This window comes from Methylobacter sp. (assembly GCF_036845245.1).
Lineage (GTDB): Bacteria > Pseudomonadota > Gammaproteobacteria > Methylococcales > Methylomonadaceae > Methylobacter_A.
The window spans coordinates 21,179-42,553 of record NZ_DAIUEH010000018.1 but is presented as its reverse complement, the minus strand read 5'-3'; the positions used below and the strand labels follow the sequence as shown (position 1 = coordinate 42,553).

At 48.9% G+C, this 21,375-nt stretch carries 14 protein-coding genes and 1 pseudogene; 14 read left to right on the top strand and 1 reads right to left on the bottom strand.

Features of this window, described 5'->3' with window-relative positions:
- Positions 1 to 113 precede the first annotated feature (113 nt).
- From V7051_RS09695 to V7051_RS09655, 9 genes and pseudogenes are all read left to right on the top strand, one after another.
- Entirely contained in the window at positions 114 to 347 is a 234-nt protein-coding gene (locus V7051_RS09695) for a FeoA family protein (protein WP_333874763.1), read from the top strand.
- Positions 347 to 2,719, top strand: a complete 2,373-nt coding sequence (feoB, locus tag V7051_RS09690; protein ID WP_333874764.1) for a Fe(2+) transporter permease subunit FeoB — start codon at positions 347 to 349, stop codon at positions 2,717 to 2,719. Before V7051_RS09695 ends, feoB begins: the two co-directional genes overlap by 1 nt.
- Complete coding sequence (locus V7051_RS09685) at positions 2,706 to 2,930, top strand: FeoC-like transcriptional regulator (RefSeq protein WP_333874765.1); 225 nt, start codon at positions 2,706 to 2,708, stop codon at positions 2,928 to 2,930. Before feoB ends, V7051_RS09685 begins: the two co-directional genes overlap by 14 nt.
- Before the next feature lie 666 nt (positions 2,931 to 3,596).
- Positions 3,597 to 5,048 (top strand): sensor histidine kinase, encoded by a 1,452-nt coding sequence (locus V7051_RS09680; protein WP_333874766.1) that lies wholly within the window; start codon positions 3,597 to 3,599, stop codon positions 5,046 to 5,048.
- The gene (locus V7051_RS09675) at positions 5,045 to 6,475 is read left to right on the top strand and encodes a sigma-54-dependent transcriptional regulator (RefSeq protein ID WP_333874767.1); all 1,431 of its coding nucleotides are present in this window, start codon (positions 5,045 to 5,047) and stop codon (positions 6,473 to 6,475) included. The genes V7051_RS09680 and V7051_RS09675 overlap by 4 nt, the downstream gene beginning before the upstream one ends.
- 146 nt (positions 6,476 to 6,621) lie before the next feature.
- Positions 6,622 to 6,852, top strand: a pseudogene (locus tag V7051_RS09670) (IS1 family transposase); the annotation flags it as partial.
- A gap of 431 nt (positions 6,853 to 7,283) precedes the next feature.
- Entirely contained in the window at positions 7,284 to 14,876 is a 7,593-nt protein-coding gene (locus V7051_RS09665) for an NHL domain-containing protein (RefSeq protein WP_333874769.1), read from the top strand.
- A 1-nt stretch (position 14,877) separates the two neighbouring features.
- Positions 14,878 to 15,294, top strand: coding sequence for a hypothetical protein (locus V7051_RS09660; protein ID WP_333874770.1), 417 nt, complete (start codon positions 14,878 to 14,880; stop codon positions 15,292 to 15,294).
- 438 nt (positions 15,295 to 15,732) lie between these two features.
- On the top strand, positions 15,733 to 15,897 hold the full coding sequence (locus tag V7051_RS09655) for a hypothetical protein (RefSeq protein WP_333874772.1): 165 nt from the start codon (positions 15,733 to 15,735) through the stop codon (positions 15,895 to 15,897).
- A gap of 465 nt (positions 15,898 to 16,362) precedes the next feature.
- Here V7051_RS09655 and V7051_RS09650 read toward each other — a convergent pair whose 3' ends face one another.
- The gene (locus V7051_RS09650) at positions 16,363 to 16,740 is read right to left on the bottom strand and encodes a VanZ family protein (RefSeq protein ID WP_333874773.1); all 378 of its coding nucleotides are present in this window, start codon (positions 16,738 to 16,740) and stop codon (positions 16,363 to 16,365) included.
- Between the two features lie 20 nt (positions 16,741 to 16,760).
- Here V7051_RS09650 and V7051_RS09645 point away from each other — a divergent pair, with 20 nt between their 5' ends.
- The 5 genes from V7051_RS09645 to V7051_RS09625 all read left to right on the top strand — a co-directional run bounded on the left by V7051_RS09645 (position 16,761) and on the right by V7051_RS09625 (position 21,034).
- A complete protein-coding gene (locus tag V7051_RS09645; protein WP_333874794.1) occupies positions 16,761 to 17,555 on the top strand; it encodes a ferritin-like domain-containing protein in 795 nt (264 codons plus the stop codon).
- 99 nt (positions 17,556 to 17,654) lie between these two features.
- Positions 17,655 to 18,794, top strand: coding sequence for an MlaE family ABC transporter permease (locus V7051_RS09640; protein WP_333874774.1), 1,140 nt, complete (start codon positions 17,655 to 17,657; stop codon positions 18,792 to 18,794).
- Positions 18,791 to 19,588: an ABC transporter ATP-binding protein gene (locus tag V7051_RS09635; RefSeq protein WP_333874775.1), complete on the top strand. Its 798-nt coding sequence runs from the start codon at positions 18,791 to 18,793 to the stop codon at positions 19,586 to 19,588. Before V7051_RS09640 ends, V7051_RS09635 begins: the two co-directional genes overlap by 4 nt.
- Positions 19,581 to 20,495, top strand: coding sequence for an MlaD family protein (locus tag V7051_RS09630; RefSeq protein WP_333874776.1), 915 nt, complete (start codon positions 19,581 to 19,583; stop codon positions 20,493 to 20,495). The genes V7051_RS09635 and V7051_RS09630 overlap by 8 nt, the downstream gene beginning before the upstream one ends.
- Positions 20,492 to 21,034 (top strand): ABC-type transport auxiliary lipoprotein family protein, encoded by a 543-nt coding sequence (locus tag V7051_RS09625; protein ID WP_333874777.1) that lies wholly within the window; start codon positions 20,492 to 20,494, stop codon positions 21,032 to 21,034. The genes V7051_RS09630 and V7051_RS09625 overlap by 4 nt, the downstream gene beginning before the upstream one ends.
- Positions 21,035 to 21,375: the final 341 nt, after the last annotated feature.

Genomic DNA, 21,375 nt, shown 5'->3' with positions numbered 1-21,375 from the left:
TTAAAAATACGAAAGTTCCCGATCATTTATGATATAGTTTCTTTAATGAGAATGATTGTTGATAACTTCTGGAGCGATTGATCTTTAATGCACTTTATTTTAATGGTTGATTTATGACGATAAGCTTGAAAGATCTGGCCGTGGGCGATTTGGGCAAGATAGTCGGCTTTGAACAGTCGGGTAAGGCTTATCGCAAACGTTTGTTGGCCATGGGTCTGACGCCGGGAACCGAGTTCAGTGTTACCCGTTTTGCTCCGATGGGAGATCCGGTTGAGATTAAATTGCGTGGATTTTCACTAACCCTGCGTAAGGATGAAGCAGCAATATTGTTGATAGAGAAACTCTAATGAAAACTGATTTTACGGTTGGCGTTGTTGGTAATCCAAATTGCGGCAAGACGACATTATTTAATGCGCTCACCGGCGCCAGACAGCATGTCGGTAATTGGCCCGGCGTTACGGTCGAGAAAAAAACCGGTGAATACAGTTTCGATCATAAATTGATCGAATTGGTCGATCTGCCCGGCACTTATTCTTTAGAGTCTGCCGACGATCAAGTGTCTTTAGATGAAAAAGTCGCCCGTGATTATGTCGCTTCCAAAGAGGCCGATTTAATTATTAATATCGTCGATGCGTCCAATTTGGAACGAAATTTATATTTGACCTCGCAACTTATCGAGATGCGGGTACCGATGATTTTAGTACTCAATATGATGGACGCGGTTAAGCAACGCGGCATTAAAATTGATGTCGATTTTCTCGAGCAGTTTCTGGGCTGTCCGGTTATCCCGATTACCGCCTCAGTCAAGGGCGGTCTCGGCACATTAAAGACGGCAATCAATAATGCCGCTATCGCCAAGCCGGTACCTTCGGTAAGAATCAGTTATATTCCGGCGTTGGAGCAGGCCATCGCTGACATTTCACCTTTATTGCTTGATAGCGCGAAGCAGCATCATTGCGACCTGCGCTGGCTGGCCGTTCGCTTGCTGGAAGACGATACGCTGGCAAAACAGTTTGTAAGGACAACTTCAGACGCCCAAGGACAAATAAACTCGCCTCTGCTTACAGCCACGCAATTACAGCGCCGCGTAGAAGCCGACACCGATGATGAAATAGATATTCTTGCAGCAGACGCCCGCTACGGATTCGTCAATGAACTGACTAATGGCGCAGTCTGCAAGCTAAACGAAGTGAGTCGCCATACGACCGATAAAATCGATACTATCGTCTTGAACCGTTTTCTAGGCATCCCGATTTTCCTGTTGGTCATGTATGCGATGTTCATGTTTACCATCAATATCGGTAGCGCCTTTGTCGATTTTTTCGATCAATCGGTCGGCGCTTTATTGGTTGACGCGCTAGGTTTGGCGCTTACTGACCTGAACTGGCCGCAATGGCTGATTGTGTTAATCACCAAGGGCATAGGCGGCGGCATTCAGGTCGTCGCGACCTTTATTCCTATTGTCGGCTTTTTGTTTATGTTCCTGTCGGCGCTGGAAGATTCCGGATATATGTCCAGGGCCGCATTCGTGATGGACAGGTTCATGCGCATGATCGGCTTGCCCGGCAAATCGTTCGTGCCGATGATTGTCGGTTTTGGTTGTAATGTCCCTGCGATTATGGCGACGCGCACACTCGAAAGCCAGCGCGACCGGATATTGACCAACCTGATGAACCCGTTCATGTCTTGCGGTGCAAGATTACCGGTATACGCTTTGTTTGCCGCAGCATTTTTCCCGGTCGGCGGCCAGAATCTGGTGTTCTGTTTGTATTTATTAGGCATAGCTGTCGCCGTGTTGACCGGCTTGATCATGCGTCATACCCTGTTTAAAGGGGAGTCAGCGCCTTTTATCATGGAACTGCCTGCCTATCACATGCCGACAGTGCGCGGCGTATTTATCAGAACCTGGGACCGGCTCAAGTCGTTTTTGTTCAATGCAGGCAAGGTTATTGTGCCGATGGTGCTGGTGCTGAACTTTCTTAATGCGCTGGGCACAGACGGTACATTCGGACAGGAAAACAGCAATAAATCGGTGCTCAGCGAGATCGGTCGCGGTCTGACTCCGGCGTTTAAGCCGATGGGCATAGAAAAAGACAACTGGCCTGCAACAGTGGGTATTTTTACCGGCGTTCTAGCCAAGGAAGCGGTGGTCGGCACGCTGGATGCCTTATATAGCCAGCTTGAAGCGCCAAGCTCAGCTACAGATAAAGCGCCATTCAATCTTGAACAAGCTTTAATTGACGCTTGCTTAACCGTCCCTAAAAACCTGCAAGACGTTGCAGATAATTTGTTAGACCCCTTGGGCCTGAATATCGGTACCGTCGATGATGTGGCCGCAGCAGCCAGCGAGCAGGAGGTCAATGCCGGTACCTTCGCCGCGATGCAGCAAAGTTTTGACGGTAAAGCCGGAGCCTTCGCCTATTTATTATTTATCTTACTGTATGCGCCTTGCGTCGCGGCAACCGCTGCCATCTACCGGGAAACCAACATGAACTGGACAGTGTTTGTGGTGTTCTGGACGACCGGAATAGCTTACATGACTGCGACTGTTTTTTATCAAGCGATGACCTATAGCCTTCATCCCGACTATTCTTTGGTCTGGATAAGCGGATTAATCATTGCATTTTCAGCAGTATTATTAGGCTTGTGGTTGCTGGGAAAGAATGCTGAGCCAACGGGCCTAAAACCAAACCGGGAATCTTTAAATGATCCTGTCTGATGTGAGAGATTATTTAAAGGATCAGCACCGGGTTGCGCTGGCGGATTTGGTTACTCATTTCGACATGGATGCCGATGCCTTACGGGGCATGTTGGGAAAATGGATCAGCAAAGGCAAGGTGCGTAAACTGCCGTTGACTGCGTCTTGCGGGACAAGTTGCTGTCAATGCGATACCGCTTTGACCGAGATTTATGAATGGGTTGATGAGTAAACTCTGCCGGTATTGATGAGATCATGTAGCTCTACGTCATTAGACAACCTGCCTAAGAAATCATGGAGATAATGGGTACCAGAACTTTTGCCAAGTTCATTATTAAGCCGTACCTCTAACCGCCATGCCAAATTGATATATCCGGCATCAACAGTTTTTTATCAATGGGACTGTTGTTGGCGGATTTAGTCGCTTTCCGCATTTTTCTATAATGTGTCATTAAACCCTATCGTTTATTTAAATTCGCTAATATCCAATTAACCTATAATATTCCCTTGACATTAATTTAACTTAATCATCGAACACGGAATAACTCATGCGTATTCTCTGTATTCTAGTCCTTATAATCATCTCAATTATTGAAATCGGCCCCATTCCGATTACCCCGATATTTCTAATTTACATCGTGCTGTTTCGTCCATTATGGTTTTATGAATTGATCATCAAAATATATGACAGGAATTAAAATCAGCAGCAATGTAAAAATTTGAAATCGAATGTTGCAAGATAGAGACCTTAAAAGTCCTTTACGGCAAAGCCAGTCTTGCCGATAGGACTTAGCTGATCGACTCATAAGATGGTAGCATGAGCATAAAGCGCTGCTTAGCAGAATTTTGGAGATTTTAAATTTTCCAGCACCTTTGAAGTTACTTATATGAGTTTTAGATGAAACCGATTTTTTACCGTCCTGCCCAACTGCGTGGCTTGGCTTTTCTTGGTTTATTATTACTGGCTCTTGCCATACTTGGGGGCATGATTTGGCGAAATGTACATCACTTTGAAACAGTTTTCTCGTATGTTAACTATTCGCATCGCATCCAGAATGTATCGGTGGGTTTACAGCAATCGCTGATTGAATATCTGACTGAAACGGTATCCGGCGCACGCCCTGAAGCGTTGACCAAAACGCTGGACGAAATGGATGATTTAATGACGGATAACCGCTATTTATCGACAGCGACCCGGACAAGCTTGGAAACTGTAAAAAGCATGCTCGTTGATTTATCCTCGTTAAAAAAAGAAGAAAAATACAATCGCTTGTTAAAGGCTCTCAAATTGATGAGTGAAACACTGGATAACGAGTCGTTGCAGCGCGAAGAATTACTGGAAGACATCAGCCGGAATACCCAAACCGAATTGTATATGGCGCTGGCAATATTCATGGCGATATTGTTTGTCGCGGTATTATTTTTGCGCTTCAGAATCCTGCATCCGCTTAATGATTTGAGGGAACTGCTACAGCGCTTGACCGAAGAAAACTTTACCCCAATTACCACCGATCATCTTGATCCGCTGTTATTGCCGGTGTTTAACAGCTATAACGAAATGGTTAAGCACCTCGCGGAACTGGAAGACGCCAATCGTTTACATGCCCAATCGCTGCAACATGAAGTCAGGTTAGCCACGCAAGCCTTGCTGGAGCAGCAATACAGCCTGGCCAGGGCCGACCGGTTGGCGGCGATAGGTGAAGTTGCAGCAGAATTGGCGCATGAGATACGTAATCCGCTGGCCGGAGTTCAAATGGCATTCAACAATTTACGCCGTGAAATTGATGATAAAGACCAGTTGGAAAGACTGGACTTGATCAATGCCGAACTGAAACGAATGGCCAGATTGCTTAACGATATGCTCGATCAAAGTCGTCATTCGCCGGAAGTAGCTACAGCTTTTGATGTACGGACATTGATTCGGGACTTGGTGGCGTTGACGCGTTACCAGATAGCCGAATCGATACGCCTGGAAGTGGATGCTCCTTATTCGTTGCCGGTGCACCTGCCGGAAAGCGGGATACGGCAGGCTTTGTTGAATTTGATACTGAATGCCGCTGATGCGCTTGAAGGTAATCCCGGTAATATCTGCATCAAGGCGCGTACAGAAAGACAAGGATTACGCATTGACGTGCAGGACAACGGTATCGGTTTTTCCCAGGATATGCTGGAGCACGGCATCCGTCCATTTCGCACCAGCCGTCAACGCGGCACCGGCTTGGGATTGGCAATGGTGCAACGTTTTGTAAAAGATGTGGGGGGCACGATCAGTCTCGCCAATCAACCGACTCACGGCGCATGTGTATCCATATTGCTGCCCAATGACTGTATTGTTAGAGATAAATTATGATAGAAACCCTGCTCATCATTGAAGATGAAAAATTATTAGGTTCCGAACTGTCCCGTCACTATCGACAATCCGGTTGGGAAGTGGCGCTGGCTACCAATCTGAGTGAGGCCAAGGAGTTATTACTAAAGAAAAAAATAGAACCCTTACTAATTCTTTCCGATATGAATTTGCCGGATGGTAATGCGCTGGATTTTATGGAAAAGATCAAGAAAGATATGAGTCATACTGACGACTCCAAGGATGGAGGAGGTAAAATAATGCCCGGAGCCTATGCCGAGTGGTTGTTTTTAACCGGTTACGGTAATGTGCCGGATTCGGTCAGGGCATTACGGCTGGGCGCTTACGATTTCCTGGAAAAACCCTGCGATCTGGAGCGCCTTGATTTGCTGGTATCCAGCGCCGCGCGTAGCGCATCGATTCAGCGACGGGTTGCCGATCAAACCAAGCACCGGCATCGGCGTTATTCGCCGGATGCTTATGTCGGCCATAGTCAACAGGCGAAGGACATACGACAGCTGTTGTCAAAGCTGAACCAGGTTCCGTTTAGCGCCCTGATTATCGGCGGCGAGAGCGGCACCGGCAAAGGTTTGGCGGCGCGCATCTTACATTACGGCGGCTCTCGCGCCCAACAGCCGATGATTGAAGTGAACTGTGCGGCGTTACCGCGGGAATTGCTGGAATCGGAATTATTCGGTCATGAGCCCGGTGCATTTACCGGAGCGGCAGGACGACATCGCGGCTTGCTTGAACAGGCGGACGGCGGCACTTTATTCATGGATGAAATCGGCGAAATGCCATTGGATTTGCAGGCAAAATTGCTCAAAGTGATTGAAGATCACAAAGTCCGGCGCTTGGGCGGGGAAAAGGAAATCCAGGTTGATGTGCAGATCGTTGCAGCCAGTAACCGTGACCTGGAAAAAATGGCGCTGGACGGTAGCTTTCGCGCCGATTTATATCATCGATTGAGCGTGTTCAAGCTGATTTTGCCGCCGCTACGCGAGGCGGTAGAAGACCTGGACGAGCTGGTACCATTGTTTGTTGCGGAATACAACGCTAAAGCCGGACGACACGTTAAAGACATTCCCGATTCGGTGTGGAACAAGCTCAAAGCGCATTACTGGCCCGGCAATGTCAGGGAGCTGCGTAATGTTATCGAACGCTGCGTATTATTCTCCGATGGGTCGACATTCCCAGGGCAATGGCTGCAATTGCCCGGCCAGCCTTCCGTAGAAGCGTTACAAACCGAACAGGGTATCTGGCTGCCTTTGGATGGCAGTATGGCGTTGGACGATATGGATTGCTTTATTATCAAAACCGCTCTGGAGCGGGCGGATAACAATCTGACCGCGGCTGCCAGGGCGCTGGGAGCAACGAGGGAAACGCTACGCTATCGGGTGCGAAAATATAACCTGAAAATAACGGATTGATTTTGTTTAACTGATTAGTGTTGTGCTGTGGTTGACATGATGGTAATGGGTCAAAAATGTGATTTGCTTGTATCATATGAACATGACCTGTTATCAAGAAATTACCTGCCTCGATTGTGACAGCAACGCCATTATGAAATCCGGCCATTAGCCGTTATTACACGATGACTGAGGCGCTTTTGAACAGTGACAAGCATCAGGTGAGGTGGGCAAATGCAACACCAATAAAGAATGAGCGCAAAAATTTGAATTTCAGAACTTGGATTAAGTGGCTCACACGAAAAACAATTTGCTTTTCGAAGTTGGAAATCCTGCATGATACGGTCATCGGAATGCTCATTAACAAGGTCGAGATTGGCTTGGATATTCATGCCTAATTACAGATTCAACCTACCACCGACATAATGAGTTCTCTTGAACCTAAAAACGACGACTTGTTCACAAAATTCACAAAAATATCACTATATATCAAGTTCATAAATAGTTACGCAAAGAATAGAGGTGTGGATTATACATCATACTGATTTAGTTAATATATTTCATAGATTATCTGATTTTTTTCAAGGATGAAAAATCAATCTCATAGCTATGCATTTTTTCTTACAAGGTAAGGAAAACTTAACCCCCTGTCTTCCTGTAGCCCTGATTTCATTACATGCGTGGCTAATCATTCATTCCACCAAAAACTCAATTGAGTTTGAAATTGCCAAAAATTTTCTGAATGAACTTGGCCTTGTTTAAGGTTGGAAAACAAATTTTTTCTGGTAGTCTTTAAAAAATAATCATTTAATACGTTAGGGTATTTTTTATGGACATATTGCAGTTCTTCAACAAAGCAAGCATTTTACGGAATCAATCAACGATTTTATTGCCTCGCTTATTATCTTCTATCGTGTTATTGGTATTTATCCTGACTTTGTTTGTAAGCCCCCAAACTCTGGCTGCAATCATACCCAGCCCAGTCCCCGTTGATAGCCAAGTCAAAGTCACATTCAGCGAGTTTGAGCATGAGCGGTATTTAAAAATCACCAAAGTCAGGGCGACACTAACCAACCATTCGGCTAAACCAGTACGGAGGCCGATGCGGCTAGTTATAAAAAATATCAAGCCTCTTACCGTGAAATTGCTCAATGCGGCCGGGCTTCAGCCAGATGGCTCACCTTTTGTTAATATACCCCTACGCGATGGTGTACTGTCGCCCGGCGAAAAAGTCAAAAATATTGATCTTATATTCAGCAATCCGAAACGAGCTGATATTTCCTTCAACCACAGCGTTTTGGGCTCTATACCTCATGCAAACCATCTGCCCGTCGCCAATGCAGGAGCCGATCAAACTGCCTTTGTCGGCAACACTATAACCCTCGACGGCAGCGGCTCCACTGATGAAGACGGCAATCTCCTTACTTATCATTGGCGTATTATTTCTCAGCCGGCAACCAATACAGCGGTATTAAATAACCCAAGCGCCATCAAACCGCAACTAACCATAAACAGTAAAGGCAGTTATCAAATTCAACTCATCGTCAATGACGGAATCGTTGACAGTGCACCTGCCACCGTACTCATCAGCACAGAAAACTCCAAACCCGTAGCGGTAGCCGGCGATGATCAAACCGTCTTTATAAACCAAACCGCGTTCCTGGATGGCATGTTGTCTTACGACATAGACAATGACCCCTTAACCTTTCATTGGCAATTGAGCGCAAAACCGGAAACCAGTCTGGCGACCCTGCAAAACCCAGATACCCAAACCCCCAATCTTAGCCCGGATAAACCCGGTCCTTATACTGTGGAATTAGTCGTCAATGACGGTTTACTCGACAGTCTTGCCGACCAAGTAATTATCAACACCCAAAACTCCAAACCGGTCGCCGATGCCGGACCGGATCAAACAAATAAAACCGTAGGTATGCCGGTTGAGCTGGATGGCAGTCAATCCACAGATGTCGATGGCGATGCACTGACCTATATTTGGTCTTTACTTCATCAACCCGCAGGTAGTAGTACGGTGATCCTGCAAGCCGACCAGGCAAAAGCCGCTTTTACTCCCGACCAAACCGGCGATTATGTCAGCCAGCTGATCGTCAATGATGGCCAGGCTAATAGCGATCCCGCTACAGTTTTGGTTACCGTATCCGTAGTCATGCCCGCCAATAACCCACCGCAAATCACTTCCAGTCCGATGCTGACTGCGACTGTGGGAAGCCTCTATAGCTATAACGTTGCCGCCGGCGATTCTGATAACGATATGCTGAGCTATAGCCTTACTGCATATCCTTCCGGAATGACCATCAATGCCCAAAGCGGCCTGATAAATTGGACGCCGACAGCCAATCAAACCGGCCCTCAATCGGTTAACGTCTTTGTCGCCGACGGCAAAAGCGGCAGTGTTAACCAAAGTTACATAATAACGGTCGTACCGGCAGGGTTTGTCACCGTCCCAAACTTGGTCAATCTAAGCCGGGCTGCTGCAGAAACAGCCATTGTCAATGCCGAATTAACCGTCGGTACGCCCAATTTAATCAATAACCCAGTCACTTCCGGCAGCGTTATTTCACAAAATCCTAATGCAGGCGCATTGGTAGCAAAAGGCACAGCAGTTGCCCTGACTGTATCTTTAGGGCCTGATCAAGGCTTGCCTCCCGATCCGGCAGTCATTGCCCCCAAAATCGATCCAACCGTGGCGACCACAGTTTCGGCCTCGACCGAGTTCCTCTATTCCGGCAGTAACCCGATCCAGACCGGTGTGGCTCCAGGCACTGTTGAAGCCAAACGTATAGCAGTCATTCGTGGCAAAGTGCTGGACAAGGACAATAAAGCACTGCCTGGCGTTACCGTCACTATTAAAGATCATCCTGAGTTAGGACAGACTTTAAGCCGAGATGACGGTATGTTTGATATGGCGGTCAATGGCGGCGGCTTGTTGACCATCAACTATAAAAAAACCGGTTACTTGTCTGCACAACGCCAAGTTTCTGCCCCTTGGCAGGATTACGCTCTTGCCGACACTGCCATTCTGATGCAACAGGACGCCAAGGTTACCACTATCAATCTGAATGACTCCACTCAGAGTTTTCAGGTGGCCCAGGGTAGTCAAGTTACCGATCAGGATGGTGTCCGGCAGGCTACGATACTGATTCCGAAAGGTACTCAGGCTCAGATTTATAACCCGGACGGCAGCACAAAACCCATCACTACGCTCAATCTCCGCCTTACCGAATATACTGTCGGCGCAAACGGTCCTGAATCCATGCCTGGACCATTACCGCCCAGCAGCGCTTATACCTATGCTTTCGAAATGAAAGCAGATGAATCCGACGTCAAAGTTGACGGCAAGGATGTGTTATTCGATAGGCCGGTGCCGTTCTACATAGACAATTTCCTGAGTTTTCCGGTCGGCACCATAGTTCCAGTGGGCTACTACGACCGAGCCAAAGCCGCCTGGATACCCTCCGATAATGGCAAGGTCATCAAAATTTTCGCCGTCAATAACGGCGTCGCCGACATCGACAGCGACAATGACAACCTGGCGGACGACACCGTCAAACTGCTGGCTTTAGGCATTACCCCCGAAGAAAGAACCCAACTTGCCAGCCTTTATCAAGCCGGCAAAACGTTGTGGCGAGTGCAAGTTACACATTTGTCCACATGGGATTGTAACTGGCCCTACAAAATGCCGGACGATGCGGTGCAACCGCAAAATCCGCCTCCCGTCATTGACAAAAAAGTTGACGACCCTTGCGAAGCTTCCGGGTCTATTATCGAGTGCGAAAATCAAGTGCTGGGTGAAACCCTTCCGATCACCGGGACTTCGAACACTCTCAACTATCGTAGCGCCAGAGTGGCGGGAAGGAAGTCCAACACCCTGCAAATTCCGTTGAGCGGGGCTACGCTGCCAAGCTCGCTAAAGCGGATTGACCTGGTTGTGGAAGTCGCGGGTAGACGCTTTGAGCAAAGTTTCCTGCCTACACCGAATCAAACCATTCCGTTTGAATGGGATGGACGCGATGCCTTTGGCCGTCCAATTCAAGGTTTTCAGTCAGCAGTCATTAAGATTGGCTACGCCTACCTCCCGGTATATGCCACGCCGGCAGGACTATCAGCCGCTTTTGCACGCTTTTCGGGCGTACCGCTTGAGGGTAATCGTGCACGCAACGAAGTGCGGATATGGAATGAACAGACTATACAACTGGGAGGCTGGACTAATCGTAGCGACAGCTTGGGCGCTTGGAGCCTGAATGCACATCATGCTTATGATCCGGTTGCGAAAATACTCTACCAAGGCGATGGCAGCCAACGTAGCGTTCAAGGCGCGGTTGCAAACGGTGTCATCTCCACAGTGGCGGGTAAACCAAATGGTGGTTTCAACGGCGATGGCGGATTAGCCATCCAAGCTTTAATTAGTAGTCCTTACTGCCTCGCACTTGGAGCTGATGGCAGCTTTTATTTCTGTGAAGATAATAGAATTCGCCGAGTAAGCTCGAATGGGATCATTACCACAGTAGCGGGTAGCACAAATGGTTTCAGTGGCGATGGTGGACCAGCTACCCGAGCGTTGCTTAGATACCCTGGCTGCATCGCGCTTGGAGCCGATGGCAGTTTGTATATCTGCGATACTGGTAACAATAGAATTCGTCGGGTAGGACCGGATAGCATCATTACCACAGTGGCGGGTAATGGAACAAATAGTTTCAGCGGCGATGGCGGATCCGCCATCCAAGCTTCGGTTAGTTACCCTTACTGCCTCGCACTTGGAGCCGATGGCAGCTTTTATGTCTGTGATAGTAATAATAGAATTCGCCGAGTAAGCTCGGATGGCATTATCACCACGGTAGTAGGTAACGGAACAAATGGTTTCAGTGGTGATGGCGGGCCGGCTACCCGTGCGTTACTTAGAGACCCTATCTCCATAGCGCTTGGAGCTGATGGCAGTTTGTATTTCTGCGACGCTGGTAACCATAGAATTCGCCGGGTAGGTTCGGATGGCATTATCACCACGGTAGTTGGTAATGGAACAGCAGGATTTAGTGGTGATGGCGGACCCGCGCCCAAGGCTTCGTTTTCTTACTCTGACGCGATAGCACTTGGAACGAAAAATGGTTTGTATTTCAGTGATAGCGAAAACAATAGAATTCGCTGGGTAAGCCCTGATGGCATCATTAGCACTGTGGCGGGTAACGGAACTGAGGAATTCAATGGCGATGGCGGGCCGGCTACCCAAGCTTCGCTTAATCGCCCTTCTGGTATCGCGGCTGGAGCGGACGGTAGTTTGTATGTCAGCGATACTGTTCATTTAAGAATTCGCCGAATTTCTCCTACATTACCCGGTTTTAATACGAATGAAATTGTCATCCCGTCAGAAGACGGTATAGAACTTTACCGCTTCGATTCCACAGGACGGCATCTTGCCACTCTAAACGCACTTACTGGCACCTCCTTGCTTAGCTTTAGCTACGATGCTCAAGGCCACCTAAGCCAAATCACCGACGGAGATGGCTTGGTCACTCAGATCGAACGCGATTCCCTGGGCAGCCCCACCGCCATTGTCGCCCCGTTCGGCCAGCGCACCGTGCTCGCATTGGACAGCAACGGCTATCTTGCCAAAGTCACCAACCCCGCAGGTGAAAGCCACGAAATGGCTTACACCGCCGACGGCTTGCTGACGTCGTTTAAGGACCCTAACGGCCATAGCTCCACCTTTACCTACAATATCTTGGGCCGGTTGTTAACCGATACCAACGCCGGCGGTGGCGGCCTATCCCTGTCTCGCACCGAATTGGCCGACGGCCATATCGCGACAGTGACCAGCGTCCTGAACCGGGTCACTGCCCACACCGTGCATAACCTCAGCACCGGCGACCGGGAGCGCAAACACACTCAGCCCGATAACACCACCACGACCACGCTGGAGAAAACCGACGGCACAACGGTCACCAGCGAGGCCGACGGTACTTTGAAAACCTTGCTGAGAGGCCCCGATCCGCGTTTCTCGATGTTGTCGCCGATCACTAAAAGCCTGCAAACCAGCACCGGCGGCCTGACCGCCAACCTGACAAGCCAGCGCACCGCCGCTCTTACCGACAGCAACAACCCGCTAAGCCTGACCACTCTGACCGATACCATTACCCTCAACGGCCGCACCCAAACAACTATCTACGATGCCGCGAGCAAGACGTTCACGGCCACCAGTGCCGCATCCCGGCAAACCAAGGTAGTGATCGACAGCTTGGGCCGAGTCACCCAAAGTCAAATCACCGGCCTATTGCCGATCAACACCCGCTACGATGCCCAAGGCCGTCCGTCCGCCATCGTCCAAGGTAGCGGGGCGGACGAACGCCTAGTCAGCTTCGCCTACAACCCGCAAGGCTATCTCGACAGCGTCACCGACCCGGTCGGACGGCAAGTCAAATACCAATACGATTTGGCCGGCCATGTAACCCGGCAAACCTTGCCGGACCACCGCGAAATCCTTTTCAGTTACGATGCGAACGGCAACCTGACCTCCTTGCTGCCGCCCGGACGGCCAGGGCACAGCTTTAGCTACACGCCGGTCAACCTGACCGAATCCACCGTACCGCCGGATGTGGCAGCGGGTACCAACAGCACCCTGTACAAGTACAACCTCGACAAACAACTGACCCAAGTGCAGCGCCCTGACGGCCAGACCATCGACTACAGCTACGATAGCGCCGGACGCACCAGCAGCATCACCGTTCCCGAAGGCAATATCGGCTATAGCTACCACATGACGACCGGCAAGCTCGCCGGCATCGCCACGCTGGATGGATTAGGACTGAACTACACCTACAGCGGCGCCTTGCCGACCCAGACTAACTGGACCGGAACCATAACCGGCAGCGTCGGCAAAACCTACGACAACGACTTCCGCGTCAGCACCGTCAGCGTCAACGGCGCCAACTCGTTCACCTACCAGTACGACAACGACAGCCTGCTGACCGCCGTTAAAAACACCGCCCTGGGCATCACTCTGACCCTAACGCGCAACGCCCAGAACGGCCTTCTGACCGGCACCGCGCTCGGCAGCTTAACCGATAGCTACAGTTACAACGGCTTCGGCGAAGTCACCGGCTATCTGGCCAATTACGCCACGGCAGACCTGTACAAGAGCGACGTCACTCGCGACAAACTCGGCCGGATCACGCAAAAAACAGAAACCCTAGGCGGCAACACCCAGACCTATGATTACGCTTACGACACCGCAGGGCGTTTGGTCGAAGTGAAACAAAACGGCATCGTGCAGTCCAGTTACGGCTACGACGACAACGGCAACCGCACCGACCTGAACGGCGTACCGATAGCCCACTACGACACCCAAGACCGGCTGCTCGACTATAACAACGCGACCTACGACTACACCGCCAACGGTGAACTGAAAAGCAAAACCGTCGGCAGTGCAACGACCGGCTATCACTACGACGTGCTGGGCAACCTCAGGCAGGTCACCTTGCCGAACGGCACTGCCATCGACTACCTCATTGACGGCCAAAACCGGCGCATCGGCAAAAAGCGCAACAACGTACTGGAGCAGGGCTTCCTGTACCAGGATCAACTCAAGCCGATAGCCGAACTGGACGGCAATAACCAAGTCGTCAGCCGCTTCGTCTACGCCACCGGTGCCAACGTGCCGGACTTGATGATTAAAGGCGGCGCTACTTACCGGCTCATCAAGGATCACCTGGGCAGCCCGAGGCTGGTGGTCGACATCGCCACCAACACCGTCATCCAGCAGATGAATTACGACGTATGGGGCAACGTGATCCAGGACACCAACCCCGGCTTCCAGCCGTTTGGGTATGCCGGTGGGCTGTATGACCGCGATACCCAGCTGGTCAGATTCGGCACCAGGGATTATGATGCGGAAACCGGGCGCTGGACGGCGAAAGACCCGATTGGGTTTGCGGGCGGGGATACCAATTTGTATGGCTATGTGGTTAATGATCCGGTTAATCTCATTGATTCATTCGGCTTAGCGCCTGGTGACTCTTACGAATCACCAGGCAATGCTGCGCAAGGCGTTGCTACAGATATTATGAATATGGGGCCGCAACGAATTGAATGGGGTGGTTGGATATATCAGCTGCCAGATGGTTCGTTCTCTTATACCAAACCGAGAACCGATAATGAAGAAACCCACGTTTCGCCGGGGTCACCGTTAGCATGTCCAGGCGAGCCATTCGCTGATTATCATAGTCATTGGGCCAAAAAAGGATATAAATACAATATGTTTTCCAATGACGATAAGCGAAGCAACTTTTTCAACCATATCCCTGGATATTTGATAAAGCCAAATGGCGGTGTCGATGTCTATGTTCCACCGCCTTATTGGGATGTACCTTCAAAATATAGTCCCGGCATGGGCTACACTGGATCGGTTAAATAATATGCGTCACGTAAGTATTGCCAAGAGAAGCAAGAAGTCTTATGCCATTAGTCTAATACTGGCGTTCGTCATCGGGACGATTCATGATATAGGTTATTCTCGTGGCAAGTGTGAAAGTCTGTATTGCCCGGAGGATGAAGTTGTGTTGTCCGGAGATTATTATAAGGCCATTTCTGCGGCTGCTAAGGATTTTCAGCAGGTAGTACGCCGGAGTGTGCGAAACAGAAAGTCAGAGCTTGGCTTGTTTCTTTTAGATATAAAGAACTATTTAATTTTTATTAACATTGAGCCTGATGGAAACTTCTTAATTAATTTTCATCCAAAAAACTTTAAGGATTCGCCAATAAAAGGAGGCGGGGCGACTTATAAAGTAAGCTCAGCGACATTTGAACTTCTTGAAAAAGAATACTCCATGTAAGTGGGCAACTCAGTAAGGCGCAATCTGTAGGGCGTCAATAGCGTAGCCTATTTCGCCGTATGGCTGCCAAAGCGGGTATCTAATCCTGGCCCGGCGCGCAACGCCCAAACGGCTTGCTGACCGGCACCGTGCTCGGCAGCTTGAGCGACAGCACCAGCTACAACGGCTTAGGCGAAGTCACCGGCTATCTGGCCAAGTACGCTACGGCAGTCCGTACAAGAGCGAGGTCTTTCGAGACAAACTCGGCCGAATTAGCCAAAAAACAGAGATCCTAATCGGCAGCACCCACACCTTCGACTACGCTTACGATACGGCCGGGCGGCTGGTCGAAGTGAAACAAAACAGCATCGTGCAGTCTAGTTATGGCTACGACGAAAACGGCAACCGCACCGACCTGAACCTCGATAGCCCACTACGACGCCCAAGACCGGCAGCTCGATGACCAGCTACCGTTACAACGTATTGGGCAACCTTTGGCAGGTCACCTTGCCGAACGGCGCCGCCATTGACTACCTCATCGACGGCCAAAACGGCGCATCGGCAAAAATCGCAACAATGTACTGGAGAAGGATTTTTCATACCAGGATCAACTCAAACCGATAGCCGAACTCGACGGCAATAACCAAATCGTTAGCCGCTTCGTCTACGCCACCGGTGCCAACATGCCGGACTTCATGATCAAAGGCGGCGGCGACTTACCGGATCGTCAAAGATCACCTAGGCAGCCCGAGGCTGGTCGTCGACATTGCCACCAATACCGTCATGCAACAGATGAACTACGTCCATCACTCAAATTGCTCGGGTAACGCTTTTTCCGTTTTTTGTGCTCATATTAATCGTCTCAAAAGTACTTGCATCTAAAGTAAACATAGATTTAGTGGATAAGCCACTCTTGAATGCCAAAACTTATACGACGATTAATACTATTCATTTTGTAATCAAAATTTATATCTTATAGCGATAAGATGAATTTCCAAACAGCTTCTAAGGGAGAAATGCCCTAGCTGCGGACTTTGATGTACTCTAATTCAGGTTGTACTGTTGTACTATGGTTAGCGGGCCTATATCCTAACTGCGTAATTTTTCCAGATAACGTGATTTAACATCGGATGTTAATAAAAATGCCGCCGAGCCTGCGCCAACGGTATCGGCAAGCCAATCGGCCACATCCGACATTCGTCCTTCGACAAAAGATTGGTGCCATTCATCGCTTATGCCGTATAAACTGCAAAAAGTAATAGTCAGCAAAGCCAGTATAATAGGGCTGTACCCGAGTTGTTTGAAGCTGCGCCATGCCAACACTGCCATAATGAAATATGCGCCGGCGTGGAGAACTTTATCTTGTAAGGAAAACAGGTCCGGAACCGGCAGGGTAGGCTGGTCGGAAAGCCAATAAATGAACAGGCAATAGAGAAATAACAGTGTGAAATTTAAAATCTTGGTCATAGCCTTATCCTAACTAAATGATGAAAAATGTATTTGAATTTGCAGAGGCGTTTTTTCAACAAACCAATGTCGATGAAAAACTGGCGATAACGCATCGGGCTTGGCAAATGTTCATTGATAAAGAGTTATTGTTCGATACAAACCGGCCGGTCATGCCGATCGCCCAGGTAACGTTTCCGGACAAACCGGAGTTATTGGCGCCCCGCCAGATGCCACGGCGAAAATTGACTACGCCGGATGGTGTGGCAGCATTTTTTCATGCCATTGCGCACGTTGAGTTCGTCGCGATCTACCTGGCCTGGGATATTCTGTACCGTTTTCGCGACATGCCCGAGCAATTCTATCAGGATTGGTTACGAGTCGCCGATGAAGAAGCTCAGCATTTTGCGTTGATCAGGACGCATTTACGGGTGATGCGGCTTGATTACGGCGATTTACCGGCACACAGCGGTTTGTGGGATCATGCCAAGGATACGGCCGATGATTTGCCGGGCCGGTTGGCTATGGTTCCCCGCTGTATGGAAGCGCGGGGATTGGATGTAACGCCTGCACTTATTGAAAAATTCAGGGGGCTGGGCGATGATGCAAGCGTGGCAATTTTAACGCGTATTCTGACTGACGAAGTAGGGCATGTGGAATTGGGTTCTTACTGGTTTAAGTTTGTCTGCCGGCAACGCGGTTTTGAAGTTGAAGCCAAATACCGTGAGCTAATCGATCAGTACTATGTGGGCGGTAAACCTAAAGGGCCGTTTAATAGGGAATTGCGCAAAATTGCCGGTTTTTCGGATGCTGAAATAGATTGGCTGGAATGTTAAATACAAATAGATCGATCAATTTATTGCAAACGAGCCCATGGATGCAGTCGTTCGTGGTAATGTGTCCTAGTTGATATACATGAAAATCCGGCAACAGCTATGACTGGCAGCTCAATCAATCAGGATATACCGCCTACCTTGGAAGTCGTTGAACAAGGCTCCGGGCAGCGGTGCGTCAAACTGTCCGGCAGCTGGAATCTTCGCAATTTAGTCACAGTGCCCGAGCTTAACCGAAAAATAAGCTCGTATGCGGCTCATAAAAATATGCAATGGGATATGAACTCGGTTGAGATGCTCGACAGCGTCAGCGCCTTGATTATCTGGAAAGCCTGGGGAAAAAAGCTGCCGGATGCGTTGCAAATGAAGCCCGAACATCAGCGTTTATTCGAGCGTTGGCAAACACAAGAGCTTCCTGAATCCAAACAGGTGGGTTCCAATTCAGGCCTGATTATTAAATACATGAATCAGCTGCTCAGCAACTTTTTGGCGCAGTTGCTGCAGCTGGTGACTTTGTTAGGCCAGCTGGTTTTGGATATAGGCTATTTGTTGCGGCATCCGGGCGATATTCCCTGGTCGGAAATTTCCTCCACGATTTATGAGTCAGGCGTTCGTGCTTTAGGTATTACTGCGCTGGTTGGCTTTTTGATCGGTATCGTGCTCAGTTATTTGTCTGCATTGCAATTGAAGATTTTCGGGGCGGAAATTTATATCATCGATATTCTGGGTTTGAGCACCATTCGTGAGTTGGGGCCTTTGCTGGCCGCCATTCTGGTTGCGGGTCGCTCCGGTTCTGCAATGACTGCGCAAATCGGTATCATGCGGGTAACCGAGGAACTCGATGCGCTGTCGGCGATGGGCATATCCCATTCGTTGCGCTTGATTTTGCCCAAGGTGATGGCGTTGACCATCGTGCTGCCGCTGTTAAGCGTATGGACCAGCGCAATGGCATTGATCGGCGGCATGTTCTCGGCGCAAACGACGTTGGATATCAGTTACCAGCAGTTTTTCCTTAAACTGCCTGATGCGGTTCCGCTGACCAACTTCTTTATCGGCTTTGGGAAAAGCGCGGTTTTCGGTTTGATGATTGCGTTGATTGCCTGCCACTTTGGTTTCCGAATCAAGCCGAATACCGAAAGTCTGGGCAATGAGACCACTAATTCCGTGGTCGCGGCTATTACCGTAGTGATTATGGTCGATGCGGTCTTCGCGATCCTGTTCATGGATGTAGGAATGCCATGAGTGATTCATACGCAATACAACTGGAGCATGTCTGGACCAGCTTTGGCGACCCCGACAAGGGAGGCAAGATTGTTCATCAGGATATTAATCTTTGCCTGGACCACGGCGAAATTTTGGGGCTGGTAGGCGCATCAGGTTGCGGTAAGACAACGTTGCTGCGCGAAATTATCGGCCTGCAAAAGCCCAGTCAAGGCGAGGTGCGGGTAATGGGGCAGTCTTTGAAAGACGCTAATTCAGATCACGGCCAACGGCTACGTAACAATTGCGGCGTGCTGTTCCAGAAAGGCGCATTATTCAGCGTTTTAAATGTTTTTGATAATATTGCCTTCCCGTTGCGGGAGCTGGGCTTCGATGACGAGGAGCTGATTGCCCGCATCGTATTTATGAAGCTGGCAATGGTCGGCTTGGCAGCCGATGACGCTTGGCTCAAACCGGCCGATTTGTCGGGCGGCATGATCAAGCGGGTGGCGCTTGCCCGCACCATGGTGCTGGATCCGGCACTGTTGTTGCTCGATGAGCCGACCTCGGGGCTTGATCCTATTTCCAGCGAAGATTTTGTCAGTCTGCTAGCTGAATTGCATAAAGACCTTCATTTTACGGTCGTCATGGTGACGCATGATTTGGATATATTAAGAGACTTATGCACTAAGGTTGCGGTGCTGGCGGATAACAAGCTGGTTGCTTTCGGAACGCTGGCTTCCGTTTTAAATTGCAAGCATCCTTTTGTCGATAAATTTTTTCACAATAAACGCGCTGAACGGGTATTTCAATACCAGGAGACTGATCATGGGTAGAGAAAATCATGCACTGATTACCGGCCTGTTTCTGATTGCTTTGGTAATTGCGTCGACGGCGACTGTTTTCTGGCTTGGCACCATGAACCAGGAACGCAATCTCTACGTTATTTCGACGCGGGCATCTGTATCCGGTCTTAATCCGGAATCTACGGTTTTTTACCGGGGCATTGCGGTGGGCAAGGTGCTTAAAGTTCAGTTTGACCCGTTAGACTCCGGCAGCATTCTTGTTCCGATCGAGGTCGATAAAAATATCGTTTTGAGTAAAGGCGTTTACGCAACCTTGCGTTTAAAAGGCGTGACCGGCTTGACCCAGATTCAGTTGGAAGATTCCGGTACTATAACCGAGCCGTTGGCGCCGGGAGATAATCCCGTGTCTCGCATTCCTTTAGTGCCGTCAATGGCCGATAAGCTGATGGACTCAGGAGAAGAACTTTTGCATAAAGCCGATCATTTAATGCAACGGCTTAGTTCAATCTTAAACGATGAAAATGAAAAAAATATCGGCGGCATTCTAAATAATCTGAAAACATTAACCGATAAGCTTTCCGAGTTACAAAAGAGCGTTGATAAGGCGCTTGCCGGTATTCCCGCATTGAATAAGGATGCCAGAAAAACCCTGGCCAATATTGATGCGTTGACTAACGAATTGCAGGGCTTAACCAAAGAAGTGCTGAATCTCAGCGTAAAAGCAGGGGGACTTGTCGATAGCGGAAAAACTACCGGCGATGTTTTAGCACAATCAACATTACCTAAAGTTAATAAGCTTCTGACTGAGTTACAGGCGACAACGCAACAGGTAAAAAGAGTTGCGACGATGTTGGAAAATGATCCGCAGGAATTGTTGCTGGGCCCCAATCAAAAAGATGCCGGACCGGGCGAACCGGACTATAAGGAGCAACAATGAGATACCTATTAATCGGATGGTTAGTATTTTTTAGTATAGGTTGCAGCGTTACCGCCAAGCAACCTGCATTGCATGATTTTGGCTTGCCTGCGTCAACAGCGCTTACTCATGGTAATGCATCAGTTAGCATCAATGCGCCGACCTGGCTCTGGGATAATCGTATCCGCTATCGACTGCTTTTTGCCTCTCCCTCACAAGTCAGGTTCTACGGTTTGGATCGCTGGATTGCATCCCCGCCGGAAATGTTTGAGCAGTTACTGGCTTTCAACGGCAAGGCTCAGGATTATGCATTGATAATTCGGCTACAGGATTTTGAACAGCAATTCGATGCGCCTGACCGGGCTCGTGTGGTGCTGCGTTTTTCTGTTGAAGCTTATTCTGATAATAAACAAAAGATCGGTATGCAGGAGTTTTACATGCAGCAGTCCACTAAAACACCTGATGCAGCTGGCGCAATAGCTGGATTTATTGATTTAGCGCACAAGGCTAATGAAAGAGTCCATGATTGGCTTGCGGGATTATCTAATCATAAAGAGTAGACGATACGCCCATTACATTCAGATAGACAAAAAAACCTCCCAGTACCATCGGTAAAGGGAGGAAAGGTGTACAGACACTGGATAGCTCTGAACTTTCACACTACGAGGAGGTATATGAAACTATTGGAGATAAGCTATTAAGCTTTGATCTCGTGGCAATTGCTAAATAATAGCAATGCAAAAAACGGTAGAAATAAAATACGAAAGAAACAGCGCCTATATTGCTGATAATTTTCTAGAAATCAGTCATATCAGACTTATTCCCCATTGGCTAAAGATTATACGTATGTACGTGTATGCTCACAATATGGCGGAAAATTAATAGATTGTTTCTTCTTTAT